General features: G+C 56.4%; 18 protein-coding genes and 1 riboswitch. Of the genes, 8 read left to right on the top strand and 10 right to left on the bottom strand.

All coding sequences use genetic code 11. The features are described from left to right. Positions 1-161: 161 nt before the first annotated feature. From CDH48_RS13740 to hslU, 5 genes are all read left to right on the top strand, one after another. Positions 162-1,850 carry a hypothetical protein gene (locus CDH48_RS13740; protein WP_100689315.1) on the top strand — a complete coding sequence of 563 codons (1,689 nt, stop codon included), beginning with the start codon at positions 162-164 and terminating at the stop codon, positions 1,848-1,850. 148 nt (positions 1,851-1,998) lie between these two features. Continuing rightward, positions 1,999-3,684, top strand: a complete 1,686-nt coding sequence (gene argS, locus CDH48_RS13735; RefSeq protein ID WP_100689314.1) for an arginine--tRNA ligase — start codon at positions 1,999-2,001, stop codon at positions 3,682-3,684. Between the two features lie 9 nt (positions 3,685-3,693). Further along, positions 3,694-4,326, top strand: coding sequence for an SPOR domain-containing protein (locus tag CDH48_RS13730; protein WP_100689313.1), 633 nt, complete (start codon positions 3,694-3,696; stop codon positions 4,324-4,326). Positions 4,327-4,535: 209 nt separating this feature from the next. Next, positions 4,536-5,090, top strand: a complete 555-nt coding sequence (hslV, locus tag CDH48_RS13725) for an ATP-dependent protease subunit HslV (protein WP_100689312.1) — start codon at positions 4,536-4,538, stop codon at positions 5,088-5,090. Positions 5,091-5,092: 2 nt separating this feature from the next. Then, positions 5,093-6,424 carry an ATP-dependent protease ATPase subunit HslU gene (gene hslU / locus CDH48_RS13720; protein WP_100689311.1) on the top strand — a complete coding sequence of 444 codons (1,332 nt, stop codon included), beginning with the start codon at positions 5,093-5,095 and terminating at the stop codon, positions 6,422-6,424. A gap of 58 nt (positions 6,425-6,482) precedes the next feature. Here the strand turns inward: hslU and CDH48_RS13715 are convergent, their stop codons facing one another. From CDH48_RS13715 to CDH48_RS13705, 3 genes are all read right to left on the bottom strand, one after another. Then, positions 6,483-7,727, bottom strand: coding sequence for a patatin-like phospholipase family protein (locus tag CDH48_RS13715; RefSeq protein ID WP_100689310.1), 1,245 nt, complete (start codon positions 7,725-7,727; stop codon positions 6,483-6,485). A 114-nt stretch (positions 7,728-7,841) separates the two neighbouring features. Then, positions 7,842-10,148: a phosphoenolpyruvate--protein phosphotransferase gene (gene ptsP / locus CDH48_RS13710; RefSeq protein ID WP_100689309.1), complete on the bottom strand. Its 2,307-nt coding sequence runs from the start codon at positions 10,146-10,148 to the stop codon at positions 7,842-7,844. Positions 10,149-10,163: 15 nt separating this feature from the next. Continuing rightward, entirely contained in the window at positions 10,164-10,694 is a 531-nt protein-coding gene (locus tag CDH48_RS13705; protein WP_100689308.1) for an RNA pyrophosphohydrolase, read from the bottom strand. Between the two features lie 172 nt (positions 10,695-10,866). Here CDH48_RS13705 and CDH48_RS13700 point away from each other — a divergent pair, with 172 nt between their 5' ends. After that, entirely contained in the window at positions 10,867-11,523 is a 657-nt protein-coding gene (locus CDH48_RS13700) for a histidinol-phosphatase (protein ID WP_100689307.1), read from the top strand. A gap of 58 nt (positions 11,524-11,581) precedes the next feature. Here CDH48_RS13700 and CDH48_RS13695 read toward each other — a convergent pair whose 3' ends face one another. From CDH48_RS13695 to CDH48_RS13685, 3 genes are all read right to left on the bottom strand, one after another. Then, the gene (locus CDH48_RS13695; RefSeq protein WP_100689306.1) at positions 11,582-12,778 is read right to left on the bottom strand and encodes a class I SAM-dependent rRNA methyltransferase; all 1,197 of its coding nucleotides are present in this window, start codon (positions 12,776-12,778) and stop codon (positions 11,582-11,584) included. 191 nt (positions 12,779-12,969) lie between these two features. Beyond that, entirely contained in the window at positions 12,970-13,362 is a 393-nt protein-coding gene (gcvH, locus tag CDH48_RS13690; RefSeq protein WP_100689305.1) for a glycine cleavage system protein GcvH, read from the bottom strand. Between the two features lie 45 nt (positions 13,363-13,407). Then, positions 13,408-14,298 carry a LysR family transcriptional regulator gene (locus CDH48_RS13685; protein WP_100689304.1) on the bottom strand — a complete coding sequence of 297 codons (891 nt, stop codon included), beginning with the start codon at positions 14,296-14,298 and terminating at the stop codon, positions 13,408-13,410. A gap of 122 nt (positions 14,299-14,420) precedes the next feature. Between CDH48_RS13685 and metE the strand changes: the two genes are divergently transcribed. Beyond that, a complete protein-coding gene (metE, locus tag CDH48_RS13680) occupies positions 14,421-16,742 on the top strand; it encodes a 5-methyltetrahydropteroyltriglutamate--homocysteine S-methyltransferase (protein WP_100689303.1) in 2,322 nt (773 codons plus the stop codon). Here metE and cpdA read toward each other — a convergent pair. The 4 genes from cpdA to thiC all read right to left on the bottom strand — a co-directional run bounded on the left by cpdA (position 16,736) and on the right by thiC (position 21,181). Continuing rightward, on the bottom strand, positions 16,736-17,542 hold the full coding sequence (gene cpdA, locus CDH48_RS13675) for a 3',5'-cyclic-AMP phosphodiesterase (protein WP_100689302.1): 807 nt from the start codon (positions 17,540-17,542) through the stop codon (positions 16,736-16,738). The two genes, metE and cpdA, sit on opposite strands and share 7 nt — an antisense overlap. Before the next feature lie 214 nt (positions 17,543-17,756). After that, complete coding sequence (locus tag CDH48_RS13670; protein WP_100689301.1) at positions 17,757-18,254, bottom strand: DUF1249 domain-containing protein; 498 nt, start codon at positions 18,252-18,254, stop codon at positions 17,757-17,759. After that, a complete protein-coding gene (locus CDH48_RS13665; protein WP_100689377.1) occupies positions 18,254-18,871 on the bottom strand; it encodes an NUDIX domain-containing protein in 618 nt (205 codons plus the stop codon). Before CDH48_RS13665 ends, CDH48_RS13670 begins: the two co-directional genes overlap by 1 nt. Before the next feature lie 432 nt (positions 18,872-19,303). Then, on the bottom strand, positions 19,304-21,181 hold the full coding sequence (gene thiC / locus CDH48_RS13660) for a phosphomethylpyrimidine synthase ThiC (protein ID WP_100689300.1): 1,878 nt from the start codon (positions 21,179-21,181) through the stop codon (positions 19,304-19,306). Between the two features lie 93 nt (positions 21,182-21,274). Continuing rightward, a riboswitch (TPP riboswitch) is annotated at positions 21,275-21,391 on the bottom strand. A gap of 218 nt (positions 21,392-21,609) precedes the next feature. Between thiC and CDH48_RS13655 the strand changes: the two genes are divergently transcribed. Beyond that, the gene (locus tag CDH48_RS13655) at positions 21,610-22,992 is read left to right on the top strand and encodes a TolC family outer membrane protein (protein ID WP_100689299.1); all 1,383 of its coding nucleotides are present in this window, start codon (positions 21,610-21,612) and stop codon (positions 22,990-22,992) included. The last annotated feature ends 53 nt before the right edge of the window (positions 22,993-23,045 follow it).

Here is a 23,045-nt window from a genome sequence, read left to right as displayed (position 1 = left end):
AATTGCATAAATGCATACTAATGAGCATTGCACGAGCGGAACCTATGCTATGCTTTTCCGCAAATTAACAATCAAATCTGTAAATGCACTTTAGCTTGCGGCGATCACGCCGGGAACACGCATTTAGAGGCTTTTGCTGTAACGGAAACTGGAGATCAAAAATGTCAGGGAAACTCCTTGCGCGCGCTTCGGCAATTTCATTAGCCCTCATACTTGCTGCCTGCGGCGGGGATGAAAACTCAACTCCCCTTGTAAGCACCGGCGGTGGAGCTAACACAGGGGGAACGACTGGCGGTGAAAACGAGCAAACAGTAACGCTTGAACTTGGCACCGGCAGCGGCTCGACGTTTCAATCAGGTCAAATGAAAGTTTCCGCAACATCACTCTCAGCAGGTGGTTCTACCAGGCTCGAGTTTAATGTGGTTAACGCAGCGGACGGAAACACTATATACAATGCAGAGGAAACCTCCGTTGCCATTTCTTCCCTCTGCCAAACTGCAATATTTGACCGTACCGTAACAACCGCCTCAGGATCCTTCAGCACGACATATGAGGCAGGCTGTGCTGGCCCCGACACGATAACCGCTCGACTGGAAAACGGATCTTCAGCGATCGCAAATATTTCTGTTGCAGCCCCTGAAATTGGCGAGCTTGAGTACGTCAGCGCAACCCCGGATTCGATTGCACTAAGCGGAAGCTCCAACAGTTCGAGACCAAGCGTCTCGGCAGTGACCTTCCGGCTTGCAGATAAAAACGGCAACCCAATAACTACAGGCGAGCAGATAACGTTTTCTCTTTCAACTACGCTGGGGGGAATTTCTCTTTCCCAATCCTTGACCGAAAGCGATGAGAAAGGCCTCGCCACTACTCGAGTCAACGCGGGAACAGTTGCAACTGTAGTGAGCGTTACAGCAACGTACACCCCGGACACTGGCGTCCCGATTCAGACAACATCAGCACCAATTTCTATCAGCGCAACCATTCCAGATCAGGATAGTTTTTCTGCCTCAGTTACGGAAAATTTCCTGCCAAACGCAAGAAATTACGACGGTGTAGAAGTGCCGATCGTAATTAGAGCAGCAGATAGAAACAACAACCGAATTAGCGATGCCATTGTCAACTATGTGACAAATGCCGGATCAGTTCAGAGTGAGTGCACACTCCAGGATGGCGCTTGCTCAGTGAAGTGGATAAGCCAAGACCCAAGACCAGAAGATGGAGTCGTTCTTATTCTTGCCCGCACTGTAGGCGAGGAAAGCTTTAGAGATTTGAATAGTGACGGAAAATACGTCGCAGCTGACGATAACTTCAATTTAGCAAACGATGATAAAGGCGAAGCTTTTCTGGATCGCAACCGAAATGGTGTACGCGACGCAGACGAAGAATACTTTGATTACAACGACAACGGTCAATATGATGCAAAAAATGGCATCTACAATGGAACAGCATGCGCCGATACGTCAGCAAACTGCACCTCTTCGCTACTTGAAATCACGCAAACTGCAAAGATCTTCATGGCTAGCGACACAATTGTTGTTAATTATACTACGCCCGTAGCAGTTGGCGAAGTGTGCGTTAGAGTTGCAGGTGTGTTCAGCGACAGCCAAGACAATACTGTCGAAGGCCCACCGCCTGGAGGGACAAGCGTAAACTTCTCGACAACAAATGGGAGCATCGTTGCACCAGCGTCGTTCACAACAACAACCTCGTACAGAGAATCGCCAGTTGTGCAGTGCATTATCATAGAGGCTGACGACACGCCGTCCACAGGTTACCTGACGGTTGAAGTAACTCCCCCGGCGCCTTTTAGCGGAAACGCCTACATTTCACGAACTCCCCTTTCTGACTAAAAGGTATGGCCGCTTGTCTTTCAGGATGAGAAGAGGGGCGGCCACATATTTGAGAACATCTCATCTTTCCGCGATAATGCCTCCCTTCTACTTCCATCGGGCGCCCTGCCCTAATCCAACTTTCCAGTAAACTGAGCCTTCTCACAGCATGAAAGAGACCGTTTCCGACCTGCTCCAGTCTGCATTGACCGCTCTTCAATCCGAAGGCGCTCTGCCTGCCGATCAGACTTACACGCCGCAAGTAGGCAACACCAAGGATAAATCCCACGGCGACTATGCCTGCAACATAGCACTGGTTGCCGCCAAAACCGCGGGCTGTGCGCCTCGCCAGCTGGCTGAGATGCTGATTGAAAAGCTGCCCGAAAGCAGTGCCGTGGAGAAGGTGGAAATTGCCGGCCCCGGTTTCATCAACTTTTTCATGAGTACCGCCAGCGCCTTCGAGATTGTTAATACCATCCTGGACGAGGCCGGGGAGTTTGGCCGGAACAACAGCGGCAAGGGCGAGAAGGTTCAGGTGGAGTTTGTATCCGCCAACCCCACCGGGCCCTTGCATGTAGGCCATGGCCGGGGAGCCGCTATTGGCGACTGTCTTTGCCGGCTTCTGGAGGCGAATGGCTATAACGTTACCCGCGAGTTCTATTACAACGATGCGGGCGCGCAGATCAACAATCTCGCGCTCTCGGTACAGGCCCGGGTTAAAGGCCTGACTCCGGATGATGAAGGCTGGCCGGAAGACGGCTATCGCGGCGACTACATTACTGACGTTGCCAAGGCGTACCTGGCCGGTGAAACCGTAACGGCAGACGACCGTGAAGTAACAGCTCTCGCCGACCCCGAAGATCTTGCCGCCATTCAGGCGTTTGCGGTTGCCTACCTGCGCCGTGAGCAGGATCTGGACCTGAAAGCCTTTGGCGTCGAATTTGATGTGTACTTTCTGGAATCGTCCCTGTATGCAGACGGCAAGGTAGAAGCTACCGTAAAGCGCCTCCAGAACAACGGTTACACCTATGAAGAAGGTGGCGCCATGTGGCTGAAAACCACAGAGTTCGGCGATGATAAAGACCGGGTAATGCGGAAAAAAGACGGAGGTTACACCTACTTCCTGCCGGATGTAGCCTACCACCTGGACAAGTGGCAGCGCGGTTTTACTACCGTTATCAACGAACAGGGCGCCGACCACCACTCAACCATTACCCGGGTCCGGGCCGGGCTACAGGCACTGGAGGTTGGCATTCCAAAAGGATGGCCGGATTATGTGCTGCACCAGATGGTGATGGTTACCCGCTCCGGGCAGGAGGTAAAAATATCCAAGCGTGCAGGCAGTTACGTAACCATTCGCGATCTGATCGACGAAGTGGGCCGGGATGCCACACGCTTTTTCCTTGCCGCACGGCGGGTAGACTCCCAGTTGACCTTTGATATTGATCTGGCCCGCTCCCAGACCAATGAAAACCCGGTGTATTACATTCAGTATGCCCATGCGCGCATCTGCAGCGTATTGCGGAAGCTCTCTGTAGAAGGTGTAGAGCGCGGGCTGAACGAGTGTGTGGGCGATTTATCCTTGCTGACTCTGGATGAAGAAAAAGATCTGGCAAACCAACTGGCCAAATATCCGGAGCTGATTGCCAACTCCGCGGCCCAGCGCGAGCCGCACCACCTCGCCCATTACCTGAGGGATCTTGCAGGGCAGTTCCACACCTACTACAACGCCCATAAAGTGCTGATTGAGGATACGGCCCTGCGCGATGCCCGCGTTAGCCTTTACCTGGCCGTACGCCAGGTAATTGCCAACGGGCTTGGTCTGCTGGCCGTCAGCGCTCCGGAAGAGATGTAAGTAACAACAATGTCCCGAGATTATGCCCGAAAAAACCGGCCCGGCACGCCTTCAGCCACGTCAAGGAATAAGCCTGCCAAGCCTGCGCGTGCCCGGAAGAAGCGCTCGAAACCGGCAGCGCCAGCACGGGCCCAGCGGGGAGGGTTGTCATTGAAATGGATTCTGTCACTGGCAACCGTCGGCGGTTTTATCGGGTTCATTGTGTATCTGAACTCGGTGCCCACTGGCAATGCACCGCAACAGCCACCTGCGGCCAAAAATCCGCCCCTGCAGCAACCAGCGCAAACGGCAAAGCAGAAAGAGCAAAAACCGGGGTTCCGGTTTTATGAGATGCTTCCGGAATCCGAGGTTGTTCCGTCTAACGTGGAAGAATACACACCCGGACCGAGCAAACAGGATTTCGACTATCTGGTTCAGTCCGGCTCTTTCCGCAGCCAGGAAGACGCGGAGCGCCAGCGCGCCCAGATTGCGTTCCAGGGGCTCAGGGCGAGTGTGCAGCGCATTGAGCTGGATAGTGGCTCTGTGTGGTACCGGGTGAACGTGGGCCCGTTCAAGTCCCGCAGCCAGATGAACTCGGCTATCGACAAGCTTGTTTCGATTAACATTCAGCCACTCATCCGGAAGGTTCCGAAACAGGGCTGACGGTTCCCGATAGCTGCGGGAGTCTGCAGGGTGCGGCTTTTCAAAACCGTGCGGAGCCATGGATGGCGGAGCCGAGCGTACAGGGATGTATTCACAGCGTGTTTTGAAAAGCCGCACCCTGCAGACTCCTGCCCCTAAGCCACTTGAATTCTCCATTGCCGCCTCCATAACTGCCCAATACCGATTTTTATCAGGCAATTGGAGCCATAATGACTACCATACTTTCCGTCAGACGCGATGACGAAGTTGCCATGGGTGGCGACGGCCAGGTTTCTCTGGGTAATACCATAATGAAGGGAAACGCCCGCAAGGTTCGCCGTCTCTACAATGGCAAGGTGATTGCCGGTTTTGCAGGCGGTACTGCAGATGCATTCACCCTGTTTGAGCGCTTTGAAGCACAGCTTGAGAAACACCAGGGCAACCTGACCAGAGCCGCAGTCGAGCTTGCCAAAGACTGGCGTACAGACAGGGCGCTGCGGCGGCTTGAGGCGCTGCTTGCTGTGGCGGATGAAACCGCGTCTCTGATTATTACCGGCAATGGTGATGTTATTGAACCCGAGCAGGGGTTGATTGCCATTGGTTCCGGCGGGCCGTTCGCACAGGCGTCTGCCCGCGCCCTGCTTGAAAACACTGAGCTTTCTGCCCATGAAATTGTGGAGAAGGGTCTGGATATTGCGGCGGATATCTGTATTTATACGAACCACAACCGCACCCTTGAGGTGCTTTCCAGAAAAGCATCCTCCAAAACGACTGATCCGGAGTAACCATGTCTGCAATGACTCCCCGTGAGATTGTCCACGAGCTCAATAAACACATCGTGGGTCAGCAAGAGGCGAAGCGTGCCGTGGCCATTGCCCTGAGAAATCGCTGGCGCAGGATGCAGCTGGACAGCACGCTGCGTGATGAGGTCACACCCAAGAACATTCTGATGATAGGGCCGACCGGCGTGGGCAAAACTGAAATTGCCCGGCGCCTGGCCAAACTGGCTGATGCGCCCTTTCTGAAGGTAGAGGCCACCAAGTTTACCGAGGTGGGCTATGTAGGCCGAGATGTGGAGTCCATTATTCGCGATCTGGCGGATATGGCGGTGAAAATGCTGCGCGTGAAGGAAATGAAACGCCACGAGGAGAAAGCACTGGATGCGGCAGAAGAGCGCATTCTGGATGTTCTGATTCCACCGGCCAGAAGCTTCGACGAAGACAGCCAGAAAACTTCCCGGGATTCCTCCACGCGCCAGATGTTTCGGAAGAAGCTGCGGGAAGGCGAGCTGGACGATAAAGAAATCGAGATTAACCTTCGCAACTCCGGCCCTGGTGTTGAAATCATGGCACCTCCGGGCATGGAGGAGATGACCAGCCAGCTGCAAAGCATGTTCTCCAACATGGCTGCAGACAGATCCAAACCCCGTAAAATGAAAGTGGCAGACGCCCTCAAACGGGTAAAGGAAGAAGAAGCGGCCAAGCTGGTTAACGAAGACTCCATCAAGCAGCAAGCCATCCTGGCGGTGGAGCAGAACGGCATTGTGTTTCTGGATGAAATCGACAAGGTTGCAAAACGCTCGGAAAACACATCTTCGGATGTTTCCCGGGAAGGCGTTCAGCGGGATCTTCTGCCCTTGATTGAAGGCAGCACGGTGAGCACCAAGTACGGTTCGGTGCGCACAGACCACATTCTGTTTATCGCCTCCGGCGCCTTTCACCTGTCAAAGCCTTCGGATCTGATCCCCGAACTGCAGGGCCGGCTGCCTATCCGCGTGGAGTTGCAGGCTCTCAGCCCGGACGATTTCAAGCGCATCCTTACGGAACCGGATGCGTCACTGGTGCAGCAGTATGAAGCCCTGATGGCAACGGAGGGCGTGAAACTCACCTTCAGTGAAGATGCCATCGCCCGCATTGCGGAGATTGCCTGGAAGGTGAATGAAACCACCGAGAATATCGGTGCCCGGCGCCTTCACACGGTGCTGGAGCGTCTGCTGGAAAGCCTGTCGTTTGATGCCGGCGATGGCGTAACAGAGGCGTTTGAGGTAACGGCGGATTACGTGAATGAAAAGCTTGCGGAACTGTCAGAAGACGAAGATCTGAGCCGCTATATTCTCTGATCCGGTCAACCGGCCGTATAAACGGGCAGCGTGTGTTTAGCACACCCTGCCCGTTTTTTTATTGAGCCTTGGAAAACAGGTGGGTGACGTTTTCCAGCCCGGTCGCCAGTTTGCCTTTGTCCGTCGCTTTCTTCTTCCGGCTCTTGGCCACGTACAGCGGCAGCATTTCGCCATAGAGGCTGGTGCTGATGGTGCGCTGCTCATCTTCCAGCCGGTCCCGGCGCAGCTTTATCCCGTACCTGGCCAGCTTTGGCTCCAGTTCATCGGCCCGGTTCAGCAGATCCCGGCGAGTCATCTGATAGGCATGTTCACACACCATTCTGCGTGACTGGAAGCTGAACACGTTGGAGAAGAACAACTTGGCGTCGTCCCGGGTCGGCTCAAACAGCAGGATATCTTTATCCGGATAATCCGTCGCATAGTGCGCGACACCCGACTTCATGCGCGAGTAAACCATGGTTCTGAACATCTGTGACAACAGGTTTGGCATGCCCGAGCGTGTCAGTTCTCCCGGAGCCATGGTTCCGGCCCTGACCGCAGCACTGGCATCAATGGGAACCAGGGGGTTTACGGCAAACACCAGATCCGCGCCATCCTCGAAGGCTACCGACGCATGCAGGCCTTTGCGCAGGGTTCCATCCACGTAGTACCGGCCATCAATCTCAACCGGCACGTACAGGCCGGGGGATGCGGTGCTTGCCTGAACGGCTTTGGAGATGGGCACATGATCGAACCCCGGGGCGCCGAAGCATACGGCCTCGGTGCTTTCTACGTCTGCAGCCACAATGTATAGGCTGCGCTTTAACTGCCTGAAGTCGTTTGTGCGCCCGAGCATGGAAAAAGCCCGCTTGAGGTATTCGTGCAAGCCTTCGTTGTCAAAAAGCCCGGCAGGCGCTGCCTGGGCTAATATGGTCATCGCTTCCAGCAGGCTCTGATCGTAGGGATTACTGATGAAGCGCTGAACGGCTGTTGTCAGCAGCCCGGGCACGGCCAGCATCCGTGAGGCCATTTCCCTGAAAGCCGGGCGAAAAAATACATCCGGGTGGAAGGGGTGTACCTCAGCCTCATTGCGAACAAAAATCCGGCACAGCTGCGCAGTGGTCATCTGGTTCGCCAGATTAGCTGCAACAAAAGACCCGGCGTTAACGCCCACGTAGACATCGAGGTTGTTGAAATCCAGCCCGTCCAGGGCCTCATCCAATGCCCGCAGCGCTCCAATCTCGTATATACCACCCAGAGGGCCACCGCCACCGAGCGCAAGGCCGATGCGTGGAGTGGGTTTCAGATCGGTTGGCGCTTTCATAGCCTTTCCTTTTCCGTATAAACAGTGAGAGCCCATACTTCGAGCTTTTCACCTGACAAGGTAGCAACCCGGTTTAGAGTACGCACCCTATATTTGAGAAGGCGTGTTCTCTTTTCAGGCACTCGCTTGCGGGGCAAGCGCAACCGTACCGGCTTTGCCTGGCCGGAGGTACCGGCCAAAGCCCGCGTTGCGCAGGGCAAGGTCCACACAGCTTTTGATAACGTGGGGCGAATCCAGCAGGAGTACATCCTTCAGTAGCTTTACCGCCCATTCCCGGCTGACACTGCGAATCACGGATTTGACTTTCGGCAGGCTGGCGGCGTTCATGGACAGGGAATCGTAGCCCATGGCCATCAGTAACAAGGCACCACCCGGGTCTCCTGCCAGTTCGCCACATATACCCACGGGCTTGCCAACCGAGTGTGCATCCTGGGCAATACGCACCAGTGCCTGCAAAACGGCCGGATGGTACGAGTGATAAAGCTGTGCGACACGGGGGTTGTTGCGGTCTACCGCCAGCAGATACTGGGTCAGATCGTTGGAGCCAACCGAGAGAAAATCCACACGGTCAGCCAGTTCACGAATCTGGTACACAGCAGCGGGAATTTCCACCATGACGCCCACCTTGGGCATGTGGATGTCGAAGCCCTCCTCCCGCACTTCGTGATAAACCCGGTAAATCAGGTGCAAAGACTCCTCAACCTCGGAGATGTTGCTGATCATGGGCAGCATAATCTGCAGGTTGTTTAGGCCCTCACTGGCCTTCAACATGGCCCGTACCTGAACAAGGAAAATTTCAGGGTGATCAAGGGTCACCCGGATACCCCGCCAGCCCAGGAACGGGTTTTCTTCCTCAATCGGGAAATAGGTCAGTGCCTTGTCGCCGCCGATATCGAGCGTACGCATGGTAACCGGGTTGGGTGCAAAGGCTTCCAGCTGCTCCCGGTAGTACTGCCGCTGCTCCTGCTCGGAGGGAAAGCGGTCCTTGATCATAAACGGCACTTCGGTGCGATACAGGCCTATACCCTCTGCCCCATGGGACAGAGAACGCACCACATCGGTCATCAACCCGGTATTCACCAGCAGGGGCACCCTGTGCCCGTCTGTGGTTTCACAGGGTTTATCGCGAAGCGCCTCCAGGCTGCGATCAAGCTCATCCTCTTCATCGCAGATCTCCTGGAAAAAGGCCCGAAGATCGGCAGACGGTGAGGCAAAAATCTGGCCTTCAAATCCATCAACGATCAGTTCTTTGCCATCGAGCTGGTTGACCGGAATATCGATCAACCCCATAACCGTAGGCACGCCCATGGCGCGGGCCAGAATGGCAACGTGGGAGTTGCTGGAGCCCTTCACCGACACCAGGCCCACCAGCTGCCCGCGAGGGACTTCGCCCAGCATAGCGGGGGTCAGTTCCTCGCTCACCAGCACCGTGCGTTCGGGGTAGTTCAGGTCCTTCTGCTCATCTTCCTGCAGATGCGAAAGCAGGCGTCGCCCGAGGTCGCGGATATCAACCGCCCTTTCCTGAAGATAGAGGTCGTCCATCATTTCAAAATGACGAACGTAATGCTGCACCACCTGTTTGAGAGCGCCCTGGGCCCAGATGCCTTCACGGATCCGGCTATTGACCTCCCCGGGCAAGGCTTCATCGCTGAGCATGCGCAGGTATACATCAAACAGCGCCAGTTCTTCCGGGCGCAGCCGCGAGGTCAGACGTTCTGCAACCTGTTCAATGTCTTTACAGACCGCTTGCACTGCCGACTTGAAAAGTGCCAGCTCATGTTCAATATCCTCGGCCGGCTTGTCGGGAACCACGTCCAGATCAGCCGCCGGATAGACAACCACACCATGGCCTATGGCCACGCCAGGGGAACCGGGTACGCCGCTGAAGCTGACATCCCTGGCCTCTTCACCGGTCAGGGAGAGCCCGCTGATGGCCCCCGTTGCTTCACTATGGGCAATCACACCCGCCAACTGCGCGGACACTGTTACCAGAAATGCTTCTTCCCCCTCATCAAAACACCGGGAGCTTTCCCTTTGCTGAACCACGAGGACACCCAGCACCTGGCGGTGATGAATAATGGGCACCCCGAGAAAGGAGCGGAAGCGCTCCTCACCTGTCTCGGGAAAATAGCGGTAGCGGGGGTGTGAGGGCGCGTCTTCCAGATTGATGGGCTCCTCCCTGGAGCCTACCAGCCCGACAAGGCCTTCCGAATGCGCCAGGCTCACCTTGCCAACGGCTTGCGCGTACAGGCCTTCGGTAGCCATCAGGATATAGCGGTTGGACACGGGATCCAGAAGGTAGACAGAACATACCTCGGTGCCCATGGCTTTCTGCACACGCGATACAATGATACCCAGCGCCTCATGAAGATCCCGGGCACTGTTTACCTCTTGTACAAGACTTCGCAGAATGCTCAGCATGGGTGTGTCAGTCCGTCATTTTGCCTGTTCCTTTAAACGCCGGTTGTGCTCGCTCCGTTGCCACTGCTCCATGTTGTGGAACAGCCGGGGTGCAAGTTCTCTCAGCGCACGCCTGTATACTTCGCGCTTGAAGGAAATCACCTGCCCCAACGGATACCAGTAGCTTACCCACTGCCAGCCGTCGAACTCCGGTGAATCCGTACCGTCAACGCGTACATGCGCATCCGGTGATAACATCCTCAGCAGGAACCATTTCTGTTTTTGGCCCACGCAGACGGGGTGCGAGTTGTGCCGTACCATCCTTCTGGGGAGGCGATATCTCAGCCAGCCCCGGGTACAACTGATGATTTCAACATCATTGGCACTAAGGCCAACTTCCTCTCCAAGCTCCCGGTAAAGTGCTTCTTCCGGCGATTCGTCATGATTGATACCGCCCTGAGGAAACTGCCAGGAATCCTGCCCTATTCGCCTTGCCCAGAGAACTTCCCCCTGGTGGTTGGCCAGAATGATTCCGACGTTGGGTCTGAAACCGTCTGAGTCGATCACGGCACAGTCCTCTCAATAAAGTCGGTAAATCAGTTAATTATTTACCGGTCGGATTTTTCCAAGTTGCGCTCATTCTTACAGAATCCCAAGACTTCGGCAAACGCAGCTGCATGCAGGTACCCGTGCTAAGATAGCGGCTTTGTGCAAGTCCCGTGTTTCTGGAGGTAACCGCTTGACGCTCGCAATTTTTGATCTCGACAACACCCTGCTGGCTGGTGACAGCGATCACGCATGGGGAGAGTTTCTGGTAGAAGAAGGTATTGTGGATGCCGAAACCTACCGCAAAACCAACGATCGCTTCTATCAGGATTACCTGAATGGCGAACTGGACATCCTGAATTACCTTGGCTTCGCGCTCCAGCCCCTGTCGATACACAGCATGGATGAGTTGCTGGAGTGGCGGGCCAGATTCATGGAAAAGAAAGTGCGCCCCATGCTGCTGCAAAAAGCCCACGAGCTTTTAAACAGCCACCGGCAGCGCAACCACACTCTGATGATTATCACGGCGACTAACCGGTTTGTGACCGAACCCATAGCAGAATTGCTGGATATCGAACACCTGATTGCTACCGAGCCGGAGATGATCAACGGCCGTTACACAGGCAGGATTGCCGGCACACCCAGTTTTCAGGAAGGCAAGGTCACCCGGCTGAACGACTGGCTGGAGGCCCACGGTGAAAGCCTGGACGGCGCCTGGTTCTACAGTGATTCACACAATGACTTGCCGCTGCTGGAAATAGTGGACAATCCGATCGCGGTTGACCCGGACCCCAAACTGGAAAAGCACGCCAGAAACCAGGGCTGGGGTGTTATGACACTGCGCGGCTGATACCCGCTAAACGCGTGCTGCGCTTTTCTCGCGGAGCACGCGTTTAGCAGCATTGCCCTCACATAAAGCCGGTCAGCGAACGTACAAAGCAGGATTTGATGTAGTCCGTCTCGGGAATGCCCGGAATAATCGGGTGATCCGGCGCCTGATGCCCCTGCTCCAGCAGTTGCACAAAACGGTCAATCTTGCGCCCGCTGCCACGAATGATGTCCACCAGTTTTTCCTGGGGGAGGTGCATGGAGCAGGAAGCCGACACAAGAATTCCGTCCCGCTCCAGCAGCCGCAACCCCAACTGATTCAAACGGGCATAGGCCTGCTCGCCAGCCTTCTGATCGCGACGGCGGGGAATCAGTGCGGGTGGGTCCAGCACTACGATGTCGTACTTTTCTTTCTCTTCCGCCAGCGCCTTCAGGGCATCGAAGGCATCGCTCTCAATGGTTTCCACATTCTCCAGGCCATTCAGGCTGGCGTTGTGATGTACCGAATCAATAGCGGTGGAAGACGCGTCCACACAGGTAACCTGGGTGGCACCGGCACAGGCCGCCTGAATGCCCCAGCCGCCCACGTAACTGAACACATCCAGCACCCGCTTTCCGGGCGCATAGGCCTGCAGGCGCTGGCGATTCATGCGGTGATCGTAAAACCAGCCGGTTTTCTGGCCGCCTTCCAGGGGCACTTCGAAGCGAACGCCGTTTTCTTCCACTTCCAGCAGTGACACTTCCGGGCCATGTGCCTGCTCAATGTAGGTATCCAGCCCTTCAACCTTGCGCATCTTGCCATCGTTCTTGAGAATGATGGCTTTGGGGTGCACCAGCCGCTGAACCGCACGAACGATGGATTCCTTCATCTGCTCCATGCCGGCAGTGGAGATCTGCACCACCACGGTATCGCCAAACCGGTCGATAACCAGCCCGGACAGCCCATCGCTATCGCCGAACACCCAACGGTAGAAGGGCTTATCGAACAGCCGTTCCCGTAGCACCAGAGCCGTTTCCATGCGTTGGGTCAGGCGGTTTGGTGTCATGCCCTGTGCGGCATCACGACTGATCAGGCGGCCGCAGATAAGGGCGTGGGGGTTCACAAAAACCACTCCCAGCGGTTTATCATTGGAAGCACGCAACTCAGCCTGTGTGCCAGCCTCAAACTGCGTCAGCGGTGAGCGCTGGATATCCACCTCGTTGCTGTAAACCCAAAGATGGCCAGCCCGAAGCCTGCGCTCCGCGCCTTTTCGTAGATATAAAACCGGGAAATTCATTGGGGCCACCTAGGGTAGAGAAAAATAGGGCGCAAATTATACATGAAGCCCGAGCAGGTGCACCCAAGCTCGGGGGAACCGTCGGGCAAGGCTTTCCAAAACTGTGCGGAGCCAGGGATGGCGGAGCCAAGCGTACACGGACGTATTCACAGCGTGTTTTGGAAAGCCTTGCCCGACGGTTCCTACTCGATTTATTCGGCGGCCGCTACATGCTCGGCATAAGCATCGGCATCCATAAGTCCATCAAGCTCGCCCTGGTCAGCAAGCTTTACTTTGAACATCCAGCCATCGCCGTAAGGATCTTCGTTAACCTTCTCCGGCTCATCTTCCAGGGCTTCGTTAATCTCGATAACTTCACCGGTTACCGGGCTGAACACATCCGAGGCAGATTTCACGGATTCGGCAACGCCGGCTTCTTCGCCGCCGGTAACGGTATCGCCCACTTCGGGAACACCAATGTACACCACATCGCCTAACTGCTCCTGGGCGTAGTCGGTAATGCCCACAGTGGCAGTGCCGTCAGCGTCTACGCGCACCCACTGGTGGGTTTCAATGTATTTCAGATCGGGAGGTGTTTCGCTCATAAGGGTAATTCCTGACAAAATTTTCCGGGCAGTGTAACCGAAACCTTAGCGCCAGCGAACCTCCCGGGCCAGCTTCATGAACGAATCCATGTACTGCACACCAACATCCCGCTCCCGCCGGCCCAGAAATATCTGTTTTGCTATGCCTTCTTTGCCCAGTTTTACCGGAACAATGCCCAGCCGGTCGCTGTATTCGGTTACCAGCCAGCGGGGTAACGCGGCCACGCCACGGCCTGCAGCCACCATCTGCAGCATGATATCGGTGGTTTCGATGGTTTTGTGGCGGGCCGGGCGCATGTTGGCGGGGACCAGCAGATAATTGAACACATCCAGCCGTTCGATGGCGACCGGGTAGGTAATCAGGGTTTCCGGCTCCAGATCCGCCGCTTCTACCCAGGGTTTATCCGCCAGCCGGTGATTGGTGGCAACGACCAGCACCTGTTCGTAATCAAACACCGGTTCGAATACCAAACCGGGCCTGTGCAGCGGGTCCGGGGTGACCAGCATGTCGATGTCGTGGCCAAACAAGGCGCCAATGCCGCCGAACTGGAATTTCTGTTTTACGTCCACGTCCACCGAGGGCCACTGCTCGAGATAAGGCCCAACAACTTTCAACAGCCACTGGTAACAGGGGTGGCACTCCATGCCGATGCGCAGGGTGCCCGCCTGCCCTTTGGCAAACTGGCCGATCAGCATTTCTGCATGTTCAAACTGTGGCAGCAGGCGATTCGCCAGGGCCAGCAAATGACTGCCAGCCTGGGTTAACCGCAGTTGGCGCCCTTCCCGCAACCAGACCGGGGTGCCCAGTTGTTGCTCCAGTTTGCGGATGGAGTGACTGAGCGCGGACTGGGTGAGGTGGAGGCGACTGGCGGCTGCCGTCAGGGAACCTTCGGTTTCAACTGCCCTGAGCACTTCCAGGTGGTTACGTTCAATCATTCGGCAATCCATGAGTGGAATTAATGGAACCCTGAAATAATACCATTATTTTTCATCATCCCCGAGCGCTAATCTGGCAACTCCTAACAACGACTCACCAATCACGAAATCAGGAGTTCCGGATGACCACCACACACAACCTCGGCTACCCGCGCATTGGCGGCCGCCGGGAACTCAAGTTTGCTCTGGAAGCGCTCTGGAATGGCACCTCCAGCGAGCAGGTGCTGCAGGAAACCGCGGGCGGGTTGAGGGCGCAGAACTGGCAGGAACAGGCTGGCCTTTCCCTGGCACCCGTGGGGGATTTTTCGCTGTACGATCAGGTGCTGGACATGAGCGCCACACTCGGCAACTTGCCAGAGCGGGCCAACACCCGGGAGGGCTCGGCGCTGGATGCGTATTTCCGTGTCGCCCGGGGCCGCTCCCCCAACGACACCGCCTGCTGCAGTGTGCATGCGGGTGAGATGACCAAGTGGTTCGACACCAATTACCACTACATAGTGCCGGAATTTAATGCGGATACGAGCTTCAGCCTGAATGCCGACCGTATTCTGGCGCAGTTGGCCGAAGCCCGGGCCCAGGGCATCAATGCCAAGCCGGTGATTATTGGCCCGGTGACCTATCTGTGGCTGGGCAAGGCGAAGGATGAGTCTGACCGCCTGCAATTGCTGAGCAAGCTGCTACCAGTGTACAGCGAGCTGCTGACAAAACTGGCTGAGGCGGGTGCCGAATGGGTACAGATTGACGAGCCGGCACTGGTTACCGAGCTGGATGCCGACTGGAAGCATGCCTTTATTCTCGCCTACCACGAGCTGAAAACCGCGCCGGTAAAACTGCTGCTGACCACCTATTTCGGTGAACTGAGGGAAAATCTGCAACTGGCCTGCGAGTTGCCCGTGGCGGGCATTCACCTGGATACCATCAGTGCCGGGAACGAAGTTGCAAGACTGGCCGACTGGCTGCCACCCCACAAGGTGCTGTCGCTCGGTGTTATCAACGGTCGCAACATCTGGAAAACCGACCTGAATGCCACGCTGGATCTGCTGGTGCCCTTGAAAGAAAAGCTGGGCGAGCGCCTGTGGCTGGCACCTTCCTGCTCTCTTTTGCATGTGCCGGTTGATCTGGAGAGCGAAACCACGCTGGACTCTGAAATCCGCAACTGGCTGGCCTTTGCCCGGCAGAAGCTGCATGAGCTGAATACACTGGCGAAGGCGCTGGATGAAGGCCGGGAGTCTGTAGCCGAAGAACTGGCGGCTAACCAGAACGCCATTGACAGCCGCCGCCAATCCTCACGGGTTCATAACCCGTCGGTTGCAAAAGCCCTGAAGGCTGTTACTCCGGAGCATGGCCAGCGCAAGAGCCCGTTCAGCACACGGGCCAGATTGCAGCAGGAGCGGTTGCAACTACCCGCCTACCCCACAACCACCATTGGCTCCTTCCCGCAAACCCCGGAGATTCGCCAGGTTCGCAAAGACTTCCGCCAGGGCAACCTGAGCGAGCAGGACTACACCGCGCGGGTTCACGAAGAAATTGCCTTCTGCGTGGCGCAGCAGGAAGCTCTGGGGCTGGATGTGCTGGTACACGGCGAAGCCGAGCGCAACGACATGGTGGAGTATTTTGGCGAGCAGCTGGAAGGCTATGTGTTCAGCCGCTTTGGCTGGGTGCAGTCCTATGGCTCCCGCTGTGTGAAGCCACCTATTCTGTTTGGCGATATCACCCGCCCCAGGGCCATGACCGTGGACTGGATCAAATACGCCCAGTCCCTGACCGACAAGCCGCTGAAAGGCATGCTCACCGGCCCGGTGACCATTCTCAACTGGTCGTTTGTACGGGATGATCAGCCCCGCAAGGATACCTGCCTGCAACTGGCACTGGCTGTGCGGGAAGAGGTTCTGGATCTGGAAAAAGCCGGTGTGGGCATTATCCAGATCGACGAAGCCGCCTTGCGCGAAGGCCTTCCGCTGCGCCAGTCAGACTGGAATACCTATCTGGACTGGGCTATCGAAGCCTTCCGCATCAGTGCCAATGGCGTACGGGATGTTACCCAGATTCACACCCACATGTGCTACTCGGAATTCAACGACATCATTGGCGCCATTGCCCGTATGGATGCGGACGTGATCACCATCGAAACATCACGCTCGGCCATGGAACTGCTGGATGCGTTCAGGGGCTTCGAATACCCCAACGACATCGGGCCCGGTGTTTACGACATCCACTCGCCGAACATACCGCAGGTGGAACAGGTGACGAACCTGATGGAACAGGCCGCGAAGCGGATTCCGGCGGAGCGTTTGTGGGTCAATCCCGATTGCGGCCTGAAAACCCGGCGCTGGGAGGAAGTCGTACCTGCTCTTGAGGCCATGGTGGCTGCAGCCCGGGAACTTCGGGCGCAAAGCGAGCAAGGCGCCGCGGCGCAGGAAGAGCTTGGGGGGGCGGCTCAATAACCGGAGCTGGTCTGATCCAGCTCAAACTCGAACTCCAGGGCCCGGCAAACTTCCGTTGTGAAGTTGCCGGAGGCTTGGAGCTCAAACCAGCGGTAGCCCGGAGCCAGGTCGTCCACTGAGAAGTTGCGGGAGCCGGAGGTAAACTGAATACAAGTCGAAGGCGTGGCCAGAAGATGCACGCCCTTTCTCTGTCGCTCGAAAGTCTGGTGGATATGGCCCCAGAGCACCACCTTCACCTGTGGGAAGCGATCAATTACCTGCCAGAAATTCTCACGATTTCTCAGCCCGATTTCCCGCATCCAGTCAGCGCTGATATCTACCGGATGGTGGTGCAGTGTGACCAGCGCCGGCAAATCCGGATTGCGCCCCAAGGTTTCTGCCAGGAACTCCATCTCCGATGGAGCAAGCTCTCCGTGTACTTTGCCGGGCACTGACGAATCCAGGAGAATAAACTGCCAACCGCCGCGAATGATGTGACGGCGATTGGCAGCGTACCGCGCTGCGACTTTCGTCAGATTTGCCACCTCGTCGTGATTACCCGCTATCCATGCCGTCTCACCGGTAAAAACTTCCAGGCGCCCGCCCAGGGCGCGATAGGCTTCTTCCGAACCATCCTGGGCAAGATCGCCGGTGGCAAGGATCAGATCGGGTTGCCCGTGGGATTTGAGCACCTGAGCAATAACGGCATCAAGGCTGTCACGGGTATTTACGCCCAGTAACGCGCCATCGGCATCAGCCATCAGATGCGGATCCGTTAGCTGCAGTACCCGAAGTGGTCGGGAGATTTCCTTTAAGGTCATGATGCTCTTGATCTGTTCGCGGCCATCTCTTGAAGAACGTAATTACAGGCTCCGGTAGTTTCAGAACAAGTGTACGTTGTCAGCTTGCGAATTTATCACTTACGACTGGAACCGGCGTCACATTCTGGCTCACTGCGAGCAAATTATTGCCTTATTTGCCAACTGAATTCGACTTTCCCAGTGCCAGGCTTGCTACCCGCGGGCGACAGAAAGTTCAGCTGGCACTCTCTCCCGTATTATCCCTGGCAGTCCAGGCAGCATGCTCAAGAGGCAGGTGGCCGAATCTCAGGCAGTATTCCAGCCAGTCGGCGAGGAATCCGTTAACCTGCACCTTTTCATCCGGATGGTGCATGAAGCGGTTGGGGTAATCATTGACGGGTGCTATCTGCGTATCACGATAACAGCTGATCACTTCAGCCATGATGGCATCGTGATAAACCCGAACGGTCATTCGCGGGTTATTGAGCCAGCGACCATTGTTGTGGATCTGTTCGAGCAGCAGGGTTTCCGTATAGCGGGCGGTTTGCAGTACCTGAATCCGAACACGCCCCAGGTACTCGTTTTCCCGGTGCAGTTCAATGTCGCATACAGGCTTGTCGTCCACCCTTAGCTGGCGCAATCTGCGAAGGCGCTGGTAGTTGCCCTCACACAGGGCTCCAAGCTGGCGCAGGTCCGGCACATAGCGCTTGGGTTTCATTGCCCATTCATTCATTACTTCCACCCTGCACGTAATCTGGCACGATTGATCTGCAGCCATTGTATCGCAATGATTGCCGCTGCGTTGTTTATACGGCCATCGCCGATCATGGCGATAGCTTCATCCGCTGAAAACACATGAACCCGTATGTCTTCGTGTTCGTGTTCCAGGCCATGCAGGCCACCTGCAGATTCGGTGCTGACTTTGCCACAGTACAGGTAAACCATTTCGGTGGTGCCACCCGGTGAGACAAGGTAATCGCAGATTTTTTCGAGTTTGCTGAAGCTGAGCCCGGCTTCTTCCTCAGCTTCCCTTTGTGCTACCTCTTCGCTGGTTTCACCGTTTTCGTTCATTCCGGCAACCAGCTCCAGCAACCAGGGTGACTGGTCGCGCCCGATGGCACCGAGGCGGAATTGTTCCAGCAGGACAACTTCGTCCCGTTCGGGGTCGTAGGGAAGTACACAGGTTGCGTCGCCGCGAATGAAGAGCTCGCGGGTAAACTGCGGCATCTGGCGGCCATCAAAACGCGGGTGGGTCAGCCACAGCTTGTCCATGCGGAAAAAGCCCTGGAAGACGGTTTCACGCTTTTCGATGGTGACATCGCTGGCTTTGAACTGGAACGGCTTGGTCATGCTGTACTCTGTAATGAAATCAGTTTTGCACGATAGCCGTTTGGTGTTGTTTATTGCAAGCCTGCTTTGGGAGGGGCGGGTTGTGGCAAGGACGGCTTTCCAAAACACGCTGTAGATACGTCCATGTACGCTTGGCTCCGCCATCCATGGCTCCGCACAGTTTTGGAAAGCCGTCCTTGCCACAACCGAATCAACAATGTGCTGGTCGCTTTTAAAAAAACGAGATCAGCACCTATCAATCACTTTACGCTCTATTTTCCTTGGCGAATTCTGCGCTGCTTGGCAGCGCTCGGTGGGTGGCCTGATTCAGGACTGTGCGGAGCCAGGGATGGCGGAGCCCAAGCGCCCCAGGGATGGGCCGCAAGGAGCGTGTCCTGAATTGGGCCACCCACCGGGCGCGTACTCCGCACTCACATGCCTGCGAAATTAAACTCAAACTTTATCGTAAAGCTTGCTCCCCGATTCCACGAATTCCCGGGACTTCTCCTTCATGCCGGCATCCACGGCTGATATCTCATCAATGCCACGCTCTGCCGCATAATCGCGAACCTCCTGGGAGATTTTCATGGAGCAGAATTTCGGGCCACACATGGAGCAGAAGTGGGCCACTTTGGCGGATTCCTTGGGCAGGGTTTCGTCGTGGAAGGCACGGGCTGTGTCCGGGTCGAGGCCCAGGTTGAACTGGTCTTCCCAGCGGAATTCGAACCGGGCTTTGGAGAGGGCATTGTCGCGAATTTGCGCACCCGGGTGGCCCTTGGCCAGGTCGGCGGCGTGGGCGGCGATTTTGTAGGTGATGATGCCGGTTTTTACATCGTCTTTATTGGGCAGGCCCAGGTGCTCCTTGGGGGTGACATAACAGAGCATGGCGCAACCGAACCAACCAATCATGGCAGCGCCGATGCCGGAGGTTATGTGGTCGTAACCGGGGGCTATGTCGGTGACCAGAGGGCCGAGGGTATAGAAAGGCGCTTCATCGCAGCATTCCAGTTGCTTGTCCATGTTCTCCTTCACCAGGTGCATGGGTACGTGGCCAGGGCCTTCGATCATGCACTGCACATCGTGTTTCCAGGCGATTTTGGTGAGCTCGCCCAGAGTTTCCAACTCGCCGAATTGCGCAGCATCGTTGGCGTCCGCTATGGAGCCGGGGCGCAGGCCGTCGCCGAGGCTGAAGGAGACATCGTAGGCTTTCATGATTTCGCAGATGTCTTCAAAGTGTTCGTACAGGAAGCTTTCCTTGTGATGGGCCAGGCACCATTTCGCCATGATGGAACCGCCCCGGGAGACAATGCCGGTAGTGCGCTTGGCGGTCATGGGTACGTGGTGCAGGCGCACGCCGGCGTGGATGGTGAAGTAGTCGACGCCCTGCTCGGCCTGCTCGATCAGGGTATCCCGGAAAATTTCCCAGGTGAGGTCTTCGGCCACGCCACCGACTTTTTCCAGCGCCTGATAGATGGGTACTGTGCCGATGGGCACCGGTGAGTTGCGGATCAGCCATTCCCGGGTTTCATGGATGTTTTTGCCGGTGGAGAGATCCATGATGGTATCTGAGCCCCAGCGGATGCCCCAGGTGAGCTTTTCCACTTCTTCTTCGATGGACGAGGTAACCGCCGAGTTGCCGATGTTGCCGTTGATCTTCACCAGGAAGTTGCGGCCGATGATCATGGGCTCGGATTCCGGGTGGTTGATGTTGGCGGGGATGATGGCCCGGCCCCTGGCCACTTCGCTGCGCACGAATTCCGGGGTAATTTCCTGTGGGATGCTGGCGCCGAAGGATTGGCCGGGGTGTTGGTCGTCTGCCAGGCCCTGCTCACGGGCGCCCTGCAGTTTCATGTTTTCGCGAATGGCGATGAACTCCATTTCCGGGGTAATTATGCCTTTGCGGGCGTAGTGCATCTGGGTGACGTTTTTGCCAGGCAATGCCCGCCGGGGTTTGCGTTCATCCATAAAGCGCAAGGGATCGAGCCGGGGGTCTTTCATCCGCTGGCGGGTAAATTCTGATGTGTAGTCTGGCAGGGGTGCGGTGTCTGCGCGCTCGGCTATCCAGGGCGCCCGCATTGCGGGAAGCCCTTTGCGCAGATCAATTCTGGCGTCGGGGTCCGTGTAGATACCGGATGTGTCGTAAACCATTACCGGTGGATTTTTTTCTCCGCCCATTTCTGTGGGCGTATCCTGCACTGTAATTTGCCGCATGGGCACCCGCAGGTCGGAACGACTACCCTGTACGTATACTTTTCGCGACCCGGGCAGGGGTTTGATTGCGGCGGAATCAACGCGGGCTGAGTCACTGAGGTAGGTTGGCAGATCTGTCATCATTCGCTCCCGGAATTATGGTGGGTTTTCGGGTCGCGTATGACGGTGAGAACAAAGCTGCCGTTGATATCAATGAAGGCGGCGCTTGCTCTTCGATAGCCTGGTCTCAATCCCTACGCCGGTATTATCCGGATCAGGTCGCGGGTTCTGCGTTGCAATCTCAGCCGGCTGGCCAAACAAGTCTGGCCGCCAGCACCCCGTCAAGACGCGAATCTGTAATGCTCGGCACTTAAAGTAAGTGCAGTTTACAAGTGTAGAGGTGGGCGCCATTATTGTCCATAATGGTGAGCCTGTTTCGACCGGCCCGATCACTCGAGCCAATACTGACGTCGCTTCCATGTCATCCAGGGGCGATCCGGCATCCTATTCAAGCGCCAAGGCCAGTACCCCCGACGGGTGCAGGGCCGAATATGTACTCAGGAGTAACAATGAAGAAACGACTGCTTTCAGGACTTGTTGGCCTCTTGGCGGCCCAGCCTGCTCTTTCCCTGGACCTGGTAGAGGCCTATGAGAAAGCACTCTCCTATGACTCCGGCATTGCAGCAGCCCAGGCGAGGTTTGAGTCCCAGCAAGCCGCCAGTGATGTCAGCCAGAGTGCTCTGCTGCCGCAGATCGGTGCCTATGGTGAGGCACGGCATATTGACTCGGATGGCCCCAGCCCTGGGCAGGATAACAGTTACCGGGAGCTAAACTACGGCGTGCAACTTACCCAGCCGCTGTTCCGCGCTGACGCCTGGTTTCGCTACGACGCCAGCCAGTTTCAGACAGAATCTGCGCGCGCGCAATACAATCTGGCCCAACAGCAACTGATTCTTGATGTAGCAACCGCTTACTTTAACGTTTTGCGGGCTCAGGATACAGTAACGACTGCCCTGGCAGGCGAAGCCGCAATCCTTCGCCAGTATGAACAGGCCCAGGAGCGTTTTGATGTGGGCCTCATCGCCATTACGGAAGTGTACGAAGCGCGCGCCAGCTACGACGATAGCAAGAGCCAGCGAATTGCCGCAGAAAATCAGCTCAACATTGCCCGGGAGCAACTGGCGCGGTTAACTGGTGAATATTCAGAGGATCTGGAAAACCTGCGCCAGAACTTCCCGCTGGGGCGGCCTGAGCCTATGGATCCGGCGGCCTGGGAGATGACCGCTCTGGAGCAGAACTGGTCGATTCAGTCTGCGCTTTATGACCTGAACGCCAGCGAAGCCGGGCTGAAAGAAGCCAAAGCCGGTCATTATCCGACTCTGGATCTGAACGCCTCTTACGGCGAATCAGACGTTACCGGCATTGAGCAAAACCCGCCGACTCTGCAGCGCGACGGGGTCAGCAGCCAGGGCATTATCGGCCTCAGCCTCAATGTCCCGCTGTACTCCGGCGGTGGCACTCAGGCAGGGGTTCGCCAGCAGCGGTCACTGGTTACGGTGGCAGAGCAATCCCTGAACACGGTGCGCCGCGACGTACGGGTAAATACCCGAAGCCTGTTCCTGACGGTGAATAACAACATCGAAACTGCCTCGGCTCTCGAGCAGACGATTGTTTCCCGCCGCAGTGCTCTGGATGCTACCCGCGCAGGCTATGATGTAGGCACGCGAAATATCGTTGAAGTGCTGGATGCAGAACGGGCCTACTATGTTGCCCTGAGAGACTACGCCAACGCACGCTACGATTATGTGAACAATACGCTTCAGTTAAAACAATCCGCCGGCACCCTCAGCCCGAGAGACCTGATTGACCTGAATAACTGGCTCAGCGCGACTGCGCCCGGCATTGAAGCCCTGGCAAACGAGCAGAAAACCCTGGAAGACCCAACCCGCTAGGCGGCTCTTCAAAGCCCCGCAAAGGCGGCGCAGCAAGCACCACGGCTTGCTGC

It is taken from the genome of Marinobacter aromaticivorans, from assembly GCF_002806975.1.
Lineage (GTDB): Bacteria > Pseudomonadota > Gammaproteobacteria > Pseudomonadales > Oleiphilaceae > Marinobacter > Marinobacter aromaticivorans.
Note: the sequence above shows the minus strand (reverse complement) of the source record. Positions and strands in the feature narration are given on the sequence as shown.